Raw genomic sequence first — 15,471 nt, 5'->3', positions numbered from 1 at the left:
TAAAAATAAACACATACTGGAAGAAACGCTTATGCGAATCTCAAGGGCTGCCGAAGCAGCTTCCCTTACGAACCTCAATTAGGGCATTTTCGCGAGAATTAAAGTTTTGTTAACAAAAAAATTAGGGTGTGATGAAATTGCCGCTTATGTATCGCGAAAAGCTATGCGCTGATAACCATAGCATCCTGCGACAAGCCAGTTTCTGCGTCGCCACTGGCAAACTTGCTAAGCGCAAGCGCGTAAAGCTTATGCTCTGCCTTCAAGACGCGCGCGGCAAGCGTGCTTTCCGTGTCGCCATCAATAACGGGGACGGCAGCTTGTGCGAGAATGGGGCCTTCATCCATGCCTTCCGTCACCAGGTGCACGGTGCAGCCAGCGAGTTTCATGCCAGCATCAAGCGCACGCTGATGCGTGTGCAGGCCAGCAAAAAGCGGCAGCAGAGAAGGGTGGATATTGAGGATGCGACCCTCGTAAGGTGCAATAAACTTAGCCGACAACAGCCGCATATAACCTGCAAGGCAGATAATATCCGGGTTCAGCAGCGCAAGCGCCTCAAGGATTGCATCTTCATGTGCATCCTTGGAGGCATAATCTTTACGGCTAAACACTTGCGTTGCAATGCCAGCGGCTTGGGCTTTGGACAGTCCGCCCGCATCTAACTTATCAGAGAAAACCGAAACGATCTCAGCTGGAAAATCGGGTGTCTGAGCAGCACGGATCAGCGCCTCCATATTGGAGCCGCCGCCCGAGATGAAAATGACGACCCGCTTGCGGTTCATAGTTTCAGCGTACCCTGATAAACGACGCCTTCGCCTTCGCGCTTAACCATGCGACCGAGCGTGACGACGTTTTCGCCTTCGTTGGCCAGAGCCGCGACCACTTCATCAACCTTGTCTGATGAGACAACGGCAATCATGCCAATCCCGCAATTGAACGTGCGCAGCATTTCGAGCGGTTCGACGCCACCGGTCTTAGCAAGCCATGAGAATACGGCCGGAACATCGATTGCATCGAGATTAACTTCGGCTGCAAGACCTTCCGGCAGAACGCGCGGGATATTGTCCGGGAAACCGCCGCCAGTGATATGTGCAAGCGCCTTGATGCCGTTAGACGCTTTAATCGCGGCAAGCAACGGCTTCACATAAATACGGGTCGGTGTCAGCAGCGCTTCGCCGAGTGTCTTGCCTTCTGCGAAAGGTGCATCGGATTTCCAGCCAAGGCCGGAAATTTCAACAATGCGGCGCACAAGCGAGAAGCCGTTAGAGTGAACGCCCGATGACGAAAGACCAAGAATGACGTCGCCTTCAGCAATATCGCCCTGTGGGAGCAAACGATTGCGCTCAGCTGCACCAACAGCAAAACCTGCAAGGTCATAATCGCCATCGCGATACATGCCCGGCATCTCAGCGGTTTCACCGCCGATCAGCGCGCAACCAGCTTGCAAACAGCCTTCTGCAATACCCGAAACGATAGCCACACCCTGATCAGGTGAGAGCTTGCCGGTTGCGAAATAATCGAGGAAGAACAGTGGTTCTGCACCCTGAACGACAAGATCGTTGACGCACATTGCGACGAGGTCGATACCGACAGTGTCGTGTTTATCTGCATCGATAGCAATTTTGAGCTTGGTGCCGACGCCGTCATTGGCTGCGACGAGTACAGGATCGGTAAAGCCTGCGGCTTTCAAATCAAACAGGCCACCAAAGCCGCCTATTTCGCCATCAGCGCCGGGACGACGTGTTGAGCGAACCAGCGGCTTGATCTTGTCGACCATCAGATTGCCCGCATCAATATCGACACCGGCCTCCGCATAGGTCAGTCCATTTTTTTGGGTGGAGTTATTTTCAACGGTCATGACCTGCTCCTGAAACTGGGAGTGGATGTTTAAGGGCGCAATGACATGAGATTGCTTATGCTGCAAGGCCACAGTGCCGGAAAAGCGCAAAACAGCGCAGGAATCTGCGGAAAATTGCTGCCGTGAGGATTTATAGTCACCACACCCGTTTGCACTGGAACTTGTCTGTCGCATGTGCATTGCATTGTTTGTGCGTTGGCCCGACTATCTTTCTCAGCCATCGTTCAAAAATAGTAATATAGCTATATGATCAAATAGTGCTACCGGCCTGTCTTTGCAGAGAATGGATTATCATGGTCAAGAAACCCGCGGCCCTAAGCGCGATAACGAGCGATACAGCGAGCAAGTCGATACAGCAATCCGAAGCTGTAGCGCGTGATGGTGATATTCACGTCAATGTGGAAGTCGGCGGCTTCACAGGATCGGGCGTGCGTCGTCAGGCTATGTTCTGGACTGGAACACTGATCGTATTCCTGTTGTTTCTGGTCGTTTTTAGCCCGGTATTGCTGCCTTTCGTGGCGGGTATGGCGCTGGCCTATTTCCTTGATCCTGTTGCGGACAGGCTAGAGAAACTGGGGCTTTCGCGGTTAGCTGCAACCATTCTTATTTTGCTACTTTTCTTAATGATACTCGTCGTTGGCTTGATGATCATCATTCCGATCCTTGCGACCCAGCTTGTCGATTTCATTTCTAAGCTGCCGGATTATATCTCCCAGCTCCAAGCGCTTATGGCGAATGAAAACTCGCAATGGCTCAAGCGCTACATCGGCATTGATAGCTCTGTCATTCAGGAAAACCTCAGCGCGCTGCTTCAGCAAGGGGCTGGTTTTCTATCCACATTGCTTCAGTCCCTGTGGAATTCGGGGAAATCTCTGATTGATATTGCGGGTCTTTTCATCGTTACGCCGGTGGTTGCGTTCTACATGCTTCTCGACTGGGATCGCATGGTTGACCGTATCGATTCATGGGTTCCACGCAAGCAGCTTTACACCGTTCGCGGTATTGCGCGTGACATGGATGCAGCAGTTGCCGGCTTCGTTCGAGGGCAAGGTACTTTGTGCCTCATTCTTGGCACTTATTATGCCATTGGCCTGACCTTAACGGGACTTAATTTCGGCCTGCTGATAGGCTTTTTTGCCGGTCTTATCAGCTTTATTCCCTATATTGGTTCCTTCGTCGGACTGGCACTCGCAATCGGTGTTGCACTGGTGCAGTTCTGGCCGGATTGGATCATGATTGTCGCTGTCGCAGGCGTGTTTTTCCTGGGTCAATTTGTGGAAGGAAATATCCTGCAGCCGAAGCTCGTTGGCTCGTCCGTAGGGCTGCATCCGGTATGGCTTATGTTTGCTCTGTTCGCCTTCGGTTCCCTGTTTGGCTTCACCGGAATGCTGGTTGCGGTGCCTGCCGCGGCAGCAGTAGGGGTGCTTGTGCGTTTTGCGCTTAATCGCTATCTCCATTCTCCGATGTACGATCCGGTTTATAAGCGCTCTGAACCCGATGAGGGGCTGCTGATCGAAGCTGGCGATAATGCAGGCAAAGAGAAATGAAATTAAAACGTAACCGGGTGAGATTTTCAGGAGCAAGCGATGAGTGACGCACCGCGTCAGATTCCGCTCGCTCTTGAGCATCAGCCCGGTTATCACCGTGAGGACATTATGGTCACGGGGTCAAATCGCGCGGCGGTAGACCTTATTGATCGCTGGCCTCACTGGGTTGCGCCGGTTGTTATTTTGGCTGGTCCGACAGGTGCGGGCAAAACACATCTGGCGGAAGTCTGGCGTGACGCTACAGGCGCGCTATTGGCTGATCCAAAATCAATCAGCGAGAGTGTGATCCATGGTGCTGCGGAATATCCTGTACTGATTGATAATATCGGTGGTGCGCGTTTTGATGAAACGGGCCTGTTTCACCTCATCAATAGTGTTCGTCAGAATGCAGCGCTTGGTCCGGGACCATCGCTGTTAATGACATCGCGTCTTTTGCCAGCCAATTGGAAAGTCAAACTTCCCGATCTTGCATCGCGGCTTAAGGCAGCAACGGTTGTAGAAATTGCAGAGCCGGACGATATGTTGCTTGGCGGCGTCATTCACAAGCTTTTTGCGGATCGTCAGATCAGTGTCGAGCCGCATGTTGTGAGCTATCTGGTCAGCCGTATTGAGCGTTCGCTTTTGTCTGCGATCCAAATTGTTGATCGCCTTGATAGCGTGGCGATGGAGCAAAAGACCCGTATCACCCGCACGCTCGCTGCACAGGTTTTATCAGAAACTGGTCATGATAAGGCATGAAGGTAGCTGTCACCGGAGCCAGTGGATTTATCGGTGGCGCTGTTGTTCAGCAGTTGATGGGCGAGGGACATGAGGTCGTCGCGCTTTCGCGGCATGATCTGGCTGATCCGGATTTTTCTGACATTGATGTTGTTATTCATTGCGCTGCTCTGGCGCATCGAACTGGCGCCGAACGCCCGCAGGCGGATGAATTTGATGCGGTTAACCACCGTCTGACCATTGCGCTTGCAGAGAGAGCGAAGCAATCCGGTGTTCGTCGTTTCATCTTCGTGTCGACAATTTACACAGTTGCAGGCAATCCATCGCCGCTGACACCGGATATGCCTTTATCACCGCGCGATAATTATGGTCGTGCCAAAGCAAGAGCAGAATCTGCGCTGCTAATCATGACGGGCATAGAAGTGGTGATTGCGCGGCCAGTGCTCGTGTACGGACCAGATGCGCGTGCCAATCTACGTGCTTTGATGAAACTCTGTGACACAGCTTTGCCGCTGCCGTTTGGTTTGGCCAATAATCGGCGCAGCTTTGTCTCGCTTGAGAATGTTGCGCGCGCGCTCGTATTTCTCACCACAGCGCAATCGGATCATGTGTCGGGTAAAATCTTTCATCTTGCCGAGCCGGAACCACGTTCAACCCGCGAACTGGTTTCAAAAGTCCGCGAAGCGCTGGGCCGTCCTCAAAGGCTGCTTCCTGTCCCAGCTTTTATAATGAAGGCATTGCTGACGCTGGTCGGCAGAAAAACGCTCTATGAGCAATTGTTCGGCGACATGGTCGCCGACACGTCGTCATTGACTGCGATTGGATTCAAATATCTGCGGGGTGATACGCAAATCGCTGCTATGGCAAAGGCCGCTCGAGAGAATTAGTTTTTCTGCCCCACGGCCATTGGTGGCTGAATGCGAGCCTTCTGTGTCAGAACCTGTGCAGGTGTTGCTGGTTCTGACTTCTTTGCAATTGAGCCCGTTGTCATCACTTGTGCAGTATCTGGCTTATTACGGCCACCGCGCAACTCGTCTTCATGCACCCAGCCAATCATATTGGTTGATGGAACGACGACACGATGCCACTTGCCAGTCTTACCATAGGAGCGCATTTCGCGTCCGCTTTCGACCGTACCGATAGCGGGTGATTTATCCCACGCATTCTTATGAATGGTGAGTTTCGTCCGGGCATAAATCACAGACGGCGAATGCGCTGCTGTATTTGTGCCGCGCGGTGGCATCGGCAGTGCGCGTGCAGACGCCGGAGGTGGCGGCGGAGGCGCTATTTTTTGCGTTGGCATCGGTGGCTTTGGAGCTTGAATAGCGGCTTGCTGAACAGGCTTAGATTGCGTGGGCGCAACAGCAACTGCGGGGCGCGGGACAGGTCCAATGGCGCCAGCATAATCCTTAGCGGGAGACTTTCTCTCGACAGATTGTCTGGCTTCGGTTCTGTCAGGAGCAGATGGAGTGGCTTTCGCCGCAGGTCGCTGAAAGAGCGCAGTGAATGCAGCTTGTGGGCTTTTATGCTGTGCCGTGGCCCACAGGCTGAACGCACCCAGCGCAAGAATGGCGCCAAGTGCCAGAATTGGCGCGGATGAACCTGAATTACCCTTGCCTCTGGTCGAACGCCCGGTAGAGCGTTTTGCAGGGCGGGAACTCCGTTTCCGTGTTGCCATATGTCTTGTCCCCTGTCCGAATCGCTACAGGAAGACACTAATATGTCTTCCTTGGCATTTGGTTACCGGGGCTTAATATCAGACGGAACGCGTGAGGCCGCCATCCACGCGCAGGTTCTGGCCCGTAATGTAGGCAGCGCCTTCTGACGCAAGAAAAGCGACAGTAGCAGCGATTTCCTCGCTTTTGCCATAGCGCTGCAACGGCACGCTGTCACGGCGCTCTTCGGTTGCGGGGAGGCTGTCGATCCAGCCTGGAAGCACGTTGTTCATGCGGATGTTGTCCGCGGCATAGGTATCTGCAAATACCTTGGTGAACGAAGCAAGGCCAGCACGGAATACAGCTGATGTTGGGAACATCGAGCTCGGCTCAAATGCCCATGCGGACGAGATGTTGATGATCGTACCGGATTTCTGCTTTTGCATATAAGGCACCACGAGGCGGCTAGGGCGCACGACATTCAGGAAATAGGTGTCCAGACCTTTGTGCCAGTCTTCATCAGTAATATCGAGAATCGGTGCGCGGGGTCCGTGGCCTGCACTGTTAACAAGCGTATCAATACGGCCCCATTTTTCGACTGTCAGATCGACAAGCTTTTTGAGATCATCAACTGATTGATTAGAGCCGGTAACGCCGATGCCACCCAGCTCTTTGGCCAAGGCTTCACCTTTACCCGACGATGAAAGGATGGCGACAGCAAAGCCGTCTGCGGCCAGACGCCGGGCAGAGGCTGCACCCATACCACTGCCGCCTGCTGTGATGATTGCTACTTTTTTCTCTGACATTTCCTGATCCTAAGGTGATGAAATTGTTTCAATATGGAGAAAGTAGCGGACAGTAACAAAATCCCAAATGAATTTTCTTGAATTTAAGATTTCATGGCGTTGTTAGGCCAATAAAAAACGCCGCTAATGCGGCGTTTTTGAATGAAAGTGTTAAATTAATCTATTCCTGTACGGATGGCTTTTCCGTCGAAAAACTTACGCTCGAAGCAGAAGTGACGCGTTTCTCACTGGCTTCTTTTTGCTGCAACGCATTTCGAATTGCGGCCCACTCATTTTCGTGGCGGCGATAAAGTGCATCTGAAGTCTGGATGTCCATGCAATCCTCCATTGGCTTGGCAGGCAAATAACATGGAGTGCAAAGAATCGTTGCATCACAAACCGTAAGCATTTGAAATCTTAATCGGTTTATATGTTTACAACCGATTTAGACTCACAACTTTTCGCCACGTTGACGCATATTTCTCATGCTAAAGGATTAGTTCTCCTCAATGGAAACGCCGCCTTCACCAATTTTCATTTCGATACCGGAAGGCTTGGTTTCTTCCTGATAGGTGTAAATTGCAAAACCCGCCACGACGACAATAAGAGCACCAATAATAAGATAAAGACCGTTGCGATTCACTCTGGAACTCCTGAAATTCTAACGATGCAGTTAAAACGCTTAAGCGGATTGTTGGTTCCTGACGCATGTTGAAATGTTAGCAAAGGCCCGTAACAAGCTGTGTGTGAATAAAGATTCGAGATTTTCCTTTTAGCACTTGCTTTATGTTCGCTGATTATCTAGGGAAGAGCCGCTTACAAAGCATCGGAGTGTAGCGCAGCCTGGTAGCGCATCTGGTTTGGGACCAGAGGGTCGGGAGTTCGAATCTCTCCACTCCGACCATTTTTCAAGACAATTTGTGAAGTAACAATGTCGCATCTCTATGCTGTGACGTGCGCCTTTATCGCGTTGACATGGTATGGCGCGTGAACTATTCCCTTGTTGAAATTACTGCCCGTCACTGGGCTTAAGAATATAGATCAAGGTTCTTCAAATGGTTGCACGTATTTACCGTCCAGCTAAGACAGCGATGCAGTCTGGTAAAGCCAAAACGGATAACTGGCTTCTGGAATATGAACCAGAAAGCGCTCGCAAGGTCGAGCCGCTCATGGGCTACACCTCTTCCGGTGATATGAAGAGCCAGATTCGCCTGTCTTTTGACAGTCGCGAAGATGCGATTGAATATGCTACCCGCAATGGCATCGCTTATCGCGTGATTGAGCCGCATGAAGTGGCGCGTCGTAAAGTGTCCTATTCGGATAATTTTAGCTTCTATCGTCCACAGCCTTGGACGCATTAACAGCTTTTCCCGGCCTTATGCTTTGTGCTATGGCCGGTTTCTGATGGTGAGGTCCCGTAGCTCAGCTGGATAGAGCACCGGCCTTCTAAGCCGTAGGTCACTGGTTCGAATCCAGTCGGGATCGCCATCAAAACAATGACTTAGCGTCATTAAAGTTCAAAAGTTCAAACTCGTAATTTTTAGAGTTCAAAAAGCTATTGCGCGTTCGCGAATGGCTCTTATCGAAACTACATCATTCAGAATTGAAAAAACGCCGCGGATTACGCGGCGTTTTGTTTTAGCGTGTGTTTAATGTCCTCGTGGGCCATTCCCACGATCGCTGGAATTTGATCTCCACCTTTGACCACGGTCACGGTGAGGGCGATCCCAGTTTCCGCGTGGGCGGTCCCAATGACGACCACGGTCCCAGTTTCTGTTGCGATCCCAGCGGCCACGATCCCCACGATTCCAATGTCGACGGTTGTAGTCACGACGGTCCCAACGGTCGTTTCGATCGTTGACCGCAGCGCCAATAGCTAGGCCAGCAATAAGCGGAATACCGATAAGCGCTGCGTTGCGGCTAAAATCATCGGACGATGCATTGCTGCCACCCTCACGCATTGCGAGGTAGCGCGAGGACGCCCAACCATTAAGGCCGCCATAGCTGACTTGGCACCATCCATAGCCCGATGTGCAGCCTTGCACATTCACAGGGGCTCTGCTTGGAATGCTTCCCAGAGAGGCATAGCCCGTTCCGGGGCCAGTTCGCACATTAAGACTTGTTGTGACGATTGCGTTTGCTGCTTGAGCGGCGCCTGCGGAGAATACACCCAAGGCTATGAGTGCCGCTTTGAACGTAAGTTTCATCCGGGTTCTCCTGAACAACTTCATTGGTTAATAAACGATGAACAGGGGAAGTAAGTTCCGTTGTGTATGAAATCTATTTGGATTTGCGATGACGCACAATAACAGCAATGGCGAGCCCAGCGAGGCCGATAGCAATAACGCCTTGCAATACAAAAACCCAGTTCATCATGGCAGTATCCTTTGGTGTAAAACACACCTGAAGTCAGAATGTAATTAGCTGGCTGGTTCTTTATCGTATTTTACGCACAAGCGAAATGGACAAGTGAAGGCGCTCACAAAAGCGCTAGACTTCATTTCTAGCTCATTCTTCCGGCCCGAAATACTTCACTTTCAAGGCATGCAAGGTCTCATTCTCCTGAAGGCTGATGATCGCCACTGAAGCTGGTTTTACGAGATCGCTGTGTCTTGGAAAAGCAAAGCCATATTTGTCGGGGCTGAACGTGTTACCAACCATTTCGACGGGTTCATCCGGATTTTTATGAGCGTAATATTCCAGGACCGGACTGTCGCCAACTATCGCTGAAATCTCATCATTTGTGAGCGCAGAAACGGCCTCTGGCAGGTGGTCAAAGGTGACGGTGGAAATGGATCGGGATGTAAGCAGCTGTTGCGCAATGCTACCGGTACGCACACCAACAGTTTTGTTTTGCAGATCTGCCAAATTATTGATTTTGTTGTTGATATGCGTAACTGTCATGACGCTTGTGACCGATGACGTGACATAGGCTACCACGGCAATACCGAAAACCAGCCAGAACGCCTGCCATATTCGACCCGCCCAACCGAACAGGTTTTTGCGCGAACTTTTCCCCGACGTTGCAAGTGAAACGACATGATAAAAGCTCTCGGAGAGTCCCTCTACCCAACGGCGTGGGAAGTGCTCGTCGAACCGTCTATCAAAAAGAGTGAGAGCGATCGTGGCGATCAAAATAACAATGCCAATCCATGCATATGTTGCAAGGTGTCCGGCATTCTCAAGCCCACCGATGAGGTCATCCCATCCATTTCCGGCCTCGGTATGAATCAAGATACGTAACCCGGCATCGAACCAGGGATGCGTAAAATCCACGACTTCTGCACGGCTTTCCGTGATCGTGAGATTGGTTACTGCCGCATCAACCTGATTTTCAGAAACGGCTTTCACAAGTTCATTGTAATTTGGATATTCGACAAATTGCGAAACCAATCCAAGGCGCGTGCCGATGTCGCGCCAGAGATCGACAGCCATGCCGTTATAGGTGTCACCCTCTTTGATGACGAAAGGTTCGCTGACATAGACGCCAACTTTGACCTGTCGCAGTGGTGCATCCTGTGCATTCGCTGGGATCAGTGACAAAGTCAGGACAAAAAGCGCAATGAGAGCTTTCAGAAAAAAGCTGAATTGATTTCTGATAAAGTTACAAAATTGCACTGACCTAAGCCATTTTCCATTGCCGATGGCCGCAAGTATAAATGTTTCGTGCGGTGAGGGAAGCCGATAATCCGCTAAGATTGCCCGCAAATTATAGATTAATATCCAGTAATATCTAATAAAAACCCATCGCAGCCAATGTGGACTGCGATGGGTTTCAGTTTCACTGAGTTCAGAGCGAAATCAGATCGCTGCAAAGCCTTTTTCCAGATCCGCAATCAGGTCTGGCACATCTTCAAGGCCAATCTGCAAGCGAATAACAGGACCCGGATAATCGCCCTTAGCGACGGTGCGGTCTTTCAGCCCAACTTCATTTGCGAGGCTCTCATATCCGCCCCATGAATAGCCAAGGCCGAAAATTTCAAGCGAATTCAAAAAAGCATGTGCTTGGCTTCGCGAACCAGTCTTCAAAACAAAAGCGAAGACACCTGATGAGCCTTTGAAATCACGTTTCCAGAGCTCATGACCGGGATGGCTTTCGAGGGCAGGGTGCAAAACGCGGTCAACTGCTGGATGGCTTTCGAGCCAATGGGCAACTTCGAGCGCACTTTTGCGATGATGTTCGAGACGAACGCCCATCGTGCGCAGACCGCGCAAGATTTGATAGGCATCGTCAGGGGCCGCACAAAGACCGAGCGTGCCGTGGGTCTCAAGCAGCTGTGGCCAGCATTTTTCATTGGCGGAAATCGTCCCGAACAGAATGTCTGCATGACCGGAAGGGTATTTTGTGGAAGCATGAATGCTGATGTCGACGCCAAAATCCAACGGCTTAAAGTAAAGCGGCGTCGCCCATGTGTTGTCCAGCATGACAATAGCGCCAGCCTGATGTGCGGCTGCGACAATGGCTGGAATATCCTGAATTTCGAACGTGTTGGAGGCAGGCGATTCGGTGAACACCACTTTGGTGTTGGGGCGCATGAGTGCTTCTATACCCGCACCGATTTCGGGATCGTAATATTCGACTTCAATCCCCATGCGCTTGAGGATGGTATCGGCAAAATGACGGGTCGGATTGTAGATCGAATCGACAAACAGCGCGTGATCGCCAGGCGATAAAAAGCCGAGCAGCGGAACTGTGACAGCTGCAAGACCGGATGGTACACAAACAGTTCCTGCTGAGCCTTCCAGTGCATCGATAGCTTTGCACAATGCTTCGCTGGTCGGCGTTCCACGCGTACCATAGGTATATTTTTGATTGCCAGTTGCCATCGTCTGGGCATCCGGGAAAAGCACTGTGGAAGCGCGCACAACGGGTGGATTGATAAAGCCGTGATAATCGCGTGGATTATAGCCATCGCGTGTCAAACGCGTGTTTATGCCCAGCTTTTCTGTCTTGTCCTGTTTGTTAGTCACGAAATTGCCTCCAGGCCATGTTGCATGCTGATCCATCAAATCTCTTTCGGAGATTTCTGCAAGTTTGCTGATCAAATTTGCAAAAACAGGTTTCGTGTCCGCTTTGATGGATGATCCTATTTAGTTGGATAAGGCCCGCATGTTGCGGATGCAATATGCAGCTTTGTAACAGTGATAATGTAAACCAGAGGAAGTGTAATCCCGGTATGCCCGATTTGAATGAGCGTAAGGCCGTAAACACGATTTTCTATCCGGCCCGCGCGGCATTAGAACTGATAAAGGCGCTCGTAAAACCTGCCTATCCCGGAGCGCCATCGAGCTGGACAATGGAAATGACAGCGATTGTCGTTTTGATGCCTTTTGTACTTCTGGTGCTTCATATTTGGGATGCACAGATCATTCGGTCGGCAATGAACAGCGATTTCTTTCTTATGGAGATTCTTCGAACCATTACCGATTTGATTCGCACACTCGTATGGCTCGGTGTGGCGATTATCGTCTGGTTAGGGACTGTTTTTCTGCTTTCCCCATCCATGCGTCTTGTCGCACATGAGACGCTCGTTCGTTTTCATAGCTGGGCAACGCTGGTTCTGGCCTCAATCGTTGTTGGAAGCTTTCCAACAGAAATCGGCAAACTGGTCATTGGGCGTGCACGTCCGTTGCTGCTGAATGACTTAGGTTCTGCGTATTTCGCGCCTTTTCGCGGTGAACATTCCTATGAAAGCTTCCCTTCGGGGCACTCAATGATGGCGGGTATCATGCTCGTATCGCTATGGATTTTCTTGCCAAGATGGCGATTTCTAACGGTTCCCGTTTGCCTGCTTTTTGTTATCAGCAGGCTCGCAGCAGGCGCACATTATCCGACCGATGTCGTTGCCGGACTGGCAATTGGCTTCATCGCGACATGGTGGGTTGCTCGCTTTATGGCGACGCGAAATATTATTTTTTCGCTAGAAGATGATAAGTTGATGCCGCGCATCTGAAATAGCTAAAATTATGATTCCTGACCTAAATGATATAGAGTCATTATATCGATAATGCATTGATATATATGTATATTTTACAGAAGATAATTTTATGGATAATGCTGTTCATCTCATTGAATAGCATTACCCGAAAATTGGGAAATCATGTAAAAACGCGCGTGTTAGAACTGGTTATTTTTGTCGTTCAGACTTTTTCCTCAACGTTAATCGCTTGACCAAAGCCAAAATTTCGCCTTCGATAGGGCTGTGAAGGCGACAGGCATCGCTGACCTATAAAATATAGAAAGCCGATAACGGCTTCGGGTGAGCGGCAGTCTGCGTAATGCATAGGTTGGGGGAGGAGCTAAGCTCTTATTTTTTCAACTTATTGCTAAAAATAAAGCAACAGAGGCGCTCGGAATATTTTCTGGCGATCTCAGGGAACATAAAAAAGGTTGCAGGCCAGATGAAAAATACAGTTTTGACAGGGGTATTGGGTGTGGCGGCGTTGCTCGGCGCAGCTTCAGGGGCATCTGCTGATAAGCTGAGCGATATTAAGGGCAAGGGCTTCCTGCAGTGCGGTGTTAATACCGGCTTGCTCGGATTTGCTGCCCCAAACGACAAAGGTGATTGGTCGGGTTTCGATGTCGACTATTGCCGTGCAATTGCTTCTGCGATTTTTGGTGATCCCACCAAGGTAAAGTTTACGCCGTTAAATGCGAAGGAACGTTTCACAGCGCTGCAATCAGGCGAAGTGGATGTCCTGGTTCGTAATACAACGGCAACGATCAGTCGCGATACATCGCTGGGCCTCGATTTCCCCGGCATCAATTATTACGACGGCCAAGGCTTCATGATTAATTCAAAGAAGCTTTCTGGCATCAATTCAGCGCTTCAGCTATCCGGCGCGTCGATCTGCGTTCAGGCAGGCACAACAACTGAATTGAATATGGCCGATTATTTCCGCGCCAATAAGATGGAATATAATCCGGTCGTTTTCGAAAAGGTTGAAGAAGCAAACTCTGCCTATGACTCTGGCCGTTGCGATGCTTACACGACTGATCAGTCGGGCCTTTATTCAATTCGTTTGACACTGGCAAATCCTGACGATCATGTCGTTCTACCAGAAATCATTTCAAAAGAGCCACTCGGACCAGCTGTTCTTCAGGGCGATTCGAAGTGGGCTGATGTCGTCCGCTGGACCCATTATGCGCTGTTGAATGCCGAAGAATTTGGCATCACGCAAGCGAACGTCGAAGAGATGAAGAATTCCGATAATCCGGAAATCAAGCGTCTGCTCGGATCAGAAGCTGATACCAAGATCGGCACCGACCTTGGCCTCAACAATGATTGGGTTGTCAATATCGTTAAGGGCGTGGGCAACTACGGCGAAATGTTCGAGCGTAACCTTGGTGCCGGTAGCCCGCTTAAGATCGCGCGTGGCTTGAATGCTGAGTGGAACAAGGGCGGCCTACAATACGGTATGCCGATCCGTTAAAACAGCGCTTAGTCGCACGACATTTGGCGGGGGCAGAAATGCACCCGCCGGATTTGTCGGCTCTGGGATTGGTCACTGATCTTTTGCATTATCGGAAACGACTAGGTGCTCAAGTCATGCCAATAGCTTTTATCGGATAATTTAATAAGCGCTCTGTATCGGACGGTCAGAGCCGCAATCTTCGGCAATCTCTGCGACGGCTCTGAAATGGTCTTCCGATTGGGGCGGGATCGTTAGCTATTTTCAAAGCGAATACAGTGGCCGAGAGAAAACAGGGAACATATGGCTTCCTATTCTGCAACTGACAAACGCCGAAGCGACAGGGGCACATCACTCCTTTATGACCCGCGGGTACGCGGCATTTTTTATCAGGTCGTGGTGTTCGTAGTCGTTATCGGTTCTATTTATTGGATCGTTGGAAACACGATCACTAATCTTCAACGTGCCAATATTGCTTCCGGTTTTGGCTTTCTAACCGGACGGGCAGGCTTTGATATTAGCCAGACGCTCATTCCTTACAACAGCGATTCGACCTATGGCCGTGCTATTCTCGTTGGCCTTCTCAACACGCTTTATGTGGCGGGTTTGGGTGTAATTCTGGCGTCAGTTATTGGTTTTCTGGTTGGCATTGGAAGACTGTCTCGTAATTGGCTGATCCGCAAAATTTGCACCGTCTATGTCGAAGTTTTCCGTAATATTCCGCCGCTGCTTGTTATCTTTTTTTGGTATTTCGGCGTTCTTTCGGTCTTGCCGCAGGCGCGTGAAAGCCTTTCTTTGCCGCTTGGGACCTATCTCAACAATCGCGGTTTTTTCATGCCGGCACCTATTTGGGGTGAGGGGGCTTGGTTGCTGCCTGTCGCTTTGCTTCTCGGTATCATCGCATCATTTTTCGTGGCGCGCTGGGCTAAGCGTAGGCAAATGGCGACAGGCCAGCCGTTCCATACGGTGCGCGTTTCTGCTGCCTTGATCATTGGTTTGCCGATCCTGGCACTGATCGTGACAGGATTTCCTATCTCGTTTGATCTGCCAAAGCTCGGAACGTTCAATCTGACGGGCGGTGCGCAGGTGAAGCCAGAATTTCTGGCGCTCTTGCTGGCTTTGTCTTTCTATACCGCATCATTCATTGCGGAAACCGTTCGTGCAGGCGTTTTGGGCGTAAACAAAGGCCAGACCGAAGCGGCTTATGCTGTTGGTTTACGACCCGGCCAGACGATGCGCCTGATTGTCGTGCCACAGGCTTTGCGCATCATTATTCCACCGCTTTCGAGCCAGTATCTCAATCTGATCAAAAACTCATCGCTCGCAATTGCAATCGGGTATCCTGATCTTGTTGCTGTTGGTGGCACAATCCTCAACCAGACAGGCCAAGCTGTTGAAGTCGTTGCTATCTGGATGGTGATCTATCTCAGCATCAGCTTGATCGTTTCCGGTCTGATGAACTGGTTTAATGCGAAAATGGCATTGGTGGAGAGATGAGC

General features: G+C 50.5%; 16 protein-coding genes and 2 tRNA genes. 9 read left to right on the top strand and 9 right to left on the bottom strand.

Annotation, left to right across the window (positions count from 1 at the left end):
• Window positions 1-161: 161 nt before the first annotated feature.
• On the bottom strand, window positions 162-779 hold the full coding sequence (gene purN, locus ACOZHT_RS01430; protein ID WP_421565274.1) for a phosphoribosylglycinamide formyltransferase: 618 nt from the start codon (window positions 777-779) through the stop codon (window positions 162-164).
• Window positions 776-1,855, bottom strand: coding sequence for a phosphoribosylformylglycinamidine cyclo-ligase (gene purM / locus ACOZHT_RS01425; RefSeq protein WP_421565273.1), 1,080 nt, complete (start codon window positions 1,853-1,855; stop codon window positions 776-778). Before purM ends, purN begins: the two co-directional genes overlap by 4 nt.
• Window positions 1,856-2,148: 293 nt before the next feature.
• Between purM and ACOZHT_RS01420 the strand changes: the two genes are divergently transcribed.
• From ACOZHT_RS01420 to ACOZHT_RS01410, 3 genes are read left to right on the top strand one after another with little or no spacing between them, the layout of a single operon-like run.
• Complete coding sequence (locus ACOZHT_RS01420; RefSeq protein ID WP_421565272.1) at window positions 2,149-3,402, top strand: AI-2E family transporter; 1,254 nt, start codon at window positions 2,149-2,151, stop codon at window positions 3,400-3,402.
• A 39-nt stretch (window positions 3,403-3,441) separates the two neighbouring features.
• A complete protein-coding gene (gene hdaA, locus ACOZHT_RS01415) occupies window positions 3,442-4,140 on the top strand; it encodes a DnaA regulatory inactivator HdaA (protein ID WP_339508285.1) in 699 nt (232 codons plus the stop codon).
• Complete coding sequence (locus ACOZHT_RS01410) at window positions 4,137-5,006, top strand: NAD-dependent epimerase/dehydratase family protein (RefSeq protein ID WP_339508287.1); 870 nt, start codon at window positions 4,137-4,139, stop codon at window positions 5,004-5,006. Before hdaA ends, ACOZHT_RS01410 begins: the two co-directional genes overlap by 4 nt.
• On the opposite strand, the gene ACOZHT_RS01405 is transcribed toward ACOZHT_RS01410, so the two are convergent.
• The 4 genes from ACOZHT_RS01405 to ACOZHT_RS01390 all read right to left on the bottom strand — a co-directional run bounded on the left by ACOZHT_RS01405 (window position 5,003) and on the right by ACOZHT_RS01390 (window position 7,202).
• On the bottom strand, window positions 5,003-5,797 hold the full coding sequence (locus tag ACOZHT_RS01405) for a hypothetical protein (protein WP_339508289.1): 795 nt from the start codon (window positions 5,795-5,797) through the stop codon (window positions 5,003-5,005). The two genes, ACOZHT_RS01410 and ACOZHT_RS01405, sit on opposite strands and share 4 nt — an antisense overlap.
• 78 nt (window positions 5,798-5,875) lie before the next feature.
• On the bottom strand, window positions 5,876-6,580 hold the full coding sequence (locus ACOZHT_RS01400; RefSeq protein WP_339508290.1) for an SDR family oxidoreductase: 705 nt from the start codon (window positions 6,578-6,580) through the stop codon (window positions 5,876-5,878).
• A 160-nt stretch (window positions 6,581-6,740) separates the two neighbouring features.
• Window positions 6,741-6,896, bottom strand: a complete 156-nt coding sequence (locus ACOZHT_RS01395; RefSeq protein WP_339508291.1) for a hypothetical protein — start codon at window positions 6,894-6,896, stop codon at window positions 6,741-6,743.
• Between the two features lie 159 nt (window positions 6,897-7,055).
• Complete coding sequence (locus ACOZHT_RS01390) at window positions 7,056-7,202, bottom strand: hypothetical protein (protein WP_094507300.1); 147 nt, start codon at window positions 7,200-7,202, stop codon at window positions 7,056-7,058.
• Window positions 7,203-7,386: 184 nt separating this feature from the next.
• Between ACOZHT_RS01390 and ACOZHT_RS01385 the strand changes: the two genes are divergently transcribed.
• From ACOZHT_RS01385 to ACOZHT_RS01375, 3 genes are all read left to right on the top strand, one after another.
• Window positions 7,387-7,463, top strand: a tRNA-Pro gene (locus ACOZHT_RS01385).
• Between the two features lie 151 nt (window positions 7,464-7,614).
• Window positions 7,615-7,920, top strand: coding sequence for an ETC complex I subunit (locus ACOZHT_RS01380; protein WP_421565271.1), 306 nt, complete (start codon window positions 7,615-7,617; stop codon window positions 7,918-7,920).
• A 50-nt stretch (window positions 7,921-7,970) separates the two neighbouring features.
• A tRNA-Arg gene (locus ACOZHT_RS01375) sits at window positions 7,971-8,047 on the top strand.
• Between the two features lie 161 nt (window positions 8,048-8,208).
• Here the strand turns inward: ACOZHT_RS01375 and ACOZHT_RS01370 are convergent.
• The 3 genes from ACOZHT_RS01370 to ACOZHT_RS01360 form a co-directional block, all read right to left on the bottom strand.
• Window positions 8,209-8,766, bottom strand: a complete 558-nt coding sequence (locus tag ACOZHT_RS01370) for an SH3 domain-containing protein (RefSeq protein ID WP_339508297.1) — start codon at window positions 8,764-8,766, stop codon at window positions 8,209-8,211.
• A 301-nt stretch (window positions 8,767-9,067) separates the two neighbouring features.
• Window positions 9,068-10,102 carry a transporter substrate-binding domain-containing protein gene (locus tag ACOZHT_RS01365; protein WP_339508299.1) on the bottom strand — a complete coding sequence of 345 codons (1,035 nt, stop codon included), beginning with the start codon at window positions 10,100-10,102 and terminating at the stop codon, window positions 9,068-9,070.
• A 258-nt stretch (window positions 10,103-10,360) separates the two neighbouring features.
• On the bottom strand, window positions 10,361-11,566 hold the full coding sequence (locus ACOZHT_RS01360) for a cystathionine beta-lyase (RefSeq protein WP_421565270.1): 1,206 nt from the start codon (window positions 11,564-11,566) through the stop codon (window positions 10,361-10,363).
• 170 nt (window positions 11,567-11,736) lie between these two features.
• Here ACOZHT_RS01360 and lpxE point away from each other — a divergent pair, with 170 nt between their 5' ends.
• From lpxE to ACOZHT_RS01345, 3 genes are all read left to right on the top strand, one after another.
• Window positions 11,737-12,513, top strand: a complete 777-nt coding sequence (gene lpxE, locus ACOZHT_RS01355; protein ID WP_421565269.1) for a lipid A 1-phosphatase LpxE — start codon at window positions 11,737-11,739, stop codon at window positions 12,511-12,513.
• Window positions 12,514-12,961: 448 nt separating this feature from the next.
• The gene (locus ACOZHT_RS01350) at window positions 12,962-13,993 is read left to right on the top strand and encodes an amino acid ABC transporter substrate-binding protein (RefSeq protein WP_339508305.1); all 1,032 of its coding nucleotides are present in this window, start codon (window positions 12,962-12,964) and stop codon (window positions 13,991-13,993) included.
• Window positions 13,994-14,275: 282 nt separating this feature from the next.
• The gene (locus ACOZHT_RS01345; protein WP_339508307.1) at window positions 14,276-15,469 is read left to right on the top strand and encodes an amino acid ABC transporter permease; all 1,194 of its coding nucleotides are present in this window, start codon (window positions 14,276-14,278) and stop codon (window positions 15,467-15,469) included.
• The last annotated feature ends 2 nt before the right edge of the window (window positions 15,470-15,471 follow it).

Origin of the sequence: Ochrobactrum sp. EDr1-4, from assembly GCF_049199085.1 — a bacterium.
In the GTDB taxonomy this organism is placed as follows: Bacteria; Pseudomonadota; Alphaproteobacteria; order Rhizobiales; family Rhizobiaceae; genus Brucella.
Note: the sequence above shows the minus strand (reverse complement) of the source record. Positions and strands in the feature narration are given on the sequence as shown.

Excerpts from the sequence above, each read along its gene's own strand:
- purN (WP_421565274.1), bottom strand. The coding sequence starts at position 779 with ATGAACCGCAAGCGGGTCGTCATTTTCATCTCGGGCGGCGGCTCCAAT.
- purM (WP_421565273.1), bottom strand. The coding sequence starts at position 1,855 with ATGACCGTTGAAAATAACTCCACCCAAAAAAATGGACTGACCTATGCG.
- ACOZHT_RS01420 (WP_421565272.1), top strand. The coding sequence starts at position 2,149 with ATGGTCAAGAAACCCGCGGCCCTAAGCGCGATAACGAGCGATACAGCG.
- hdaA (WP_339508285.1), top strand. The coding sequence starts at position 3,442 with ATGAGTGACGCACCGCGTCAGATTCCGCTCGCTCTTGAGCATCAGCCC.
- ACOZHT_RS01410 (WP_339508287.1), top strand. The coding sequence starts at position 4,137 with ATGAAGGTAGCTGTCACCGGAGCCAGTGGATTTATCGGTGGCGCTGTT.
- ACOZHT_RS01405 (WP_339508289.1), bottom strand. The coding sequence starts at position 5,797 with ATGGCAACACGGAAACGGAGTTCCCGCCCTGCAAAACGCTCTACCGGG.
- ACOZHT_RS01400 (WP_339508290.1), bottom strand. The coding sequence starts at position 6,580 with ATGTCAGAGAAAAAAGTAGCAATCATCACAGCAGGCGGCAGTGGTATG.
- ACOZHT_RS01395 (WP_339508291.1), bottom strand. The coding sequence starts at position 6,896 with ATGGACATCCAGACTTCAGATGCACTTTATCGCCGCCACGAAAATGAG.
- ACOZHT_RS01380 (WP_421565271.1), top strand. The coding sequence starts at position 7,615 with ATGGTTGCACGTATTTACCGTCCAGCTAAGACAGCGATGCAGTCTGGT.
- ACOZHT_RS01370 (WP_339508297.1), bottom strand. The coding sequence starts at position 8,766 with ATGAAACTTACGTTCAAAGCGGCACTCATAGCCTTGGGTGTATTCTCC.
- ACOZHT_RS01360 (WP_421565270.1), bottom strand. The coding sequence starts at position 11,566 with ATGGATCAGCATGCAACATGGCCTGGAGGCAATTTCGTGACTAACAAA.
- lpxE (WP_421565269.1), top strand. The coding sequence starts at position 11,737 with ATGCCCGATTTGAATGAGCGTAAGGCCGTAAACACGATTTTCTATCCG.
- ACOZHT_RS01350 (WP_339508305.1), top strand. The coding sequence starts at position 12,962 with ATGAAAAATACAGTTTTGACAGGGGTATTGGGTGTGGCGGCGTTGCTC.
- ACOZHT_RS01345 (WP_339508307.1), top strand. The coding sequence starts at position 14,276 with ATGGCTTCCTATTCTGCAACTGACAAACGCCGAAGCGACAGGGGCACA.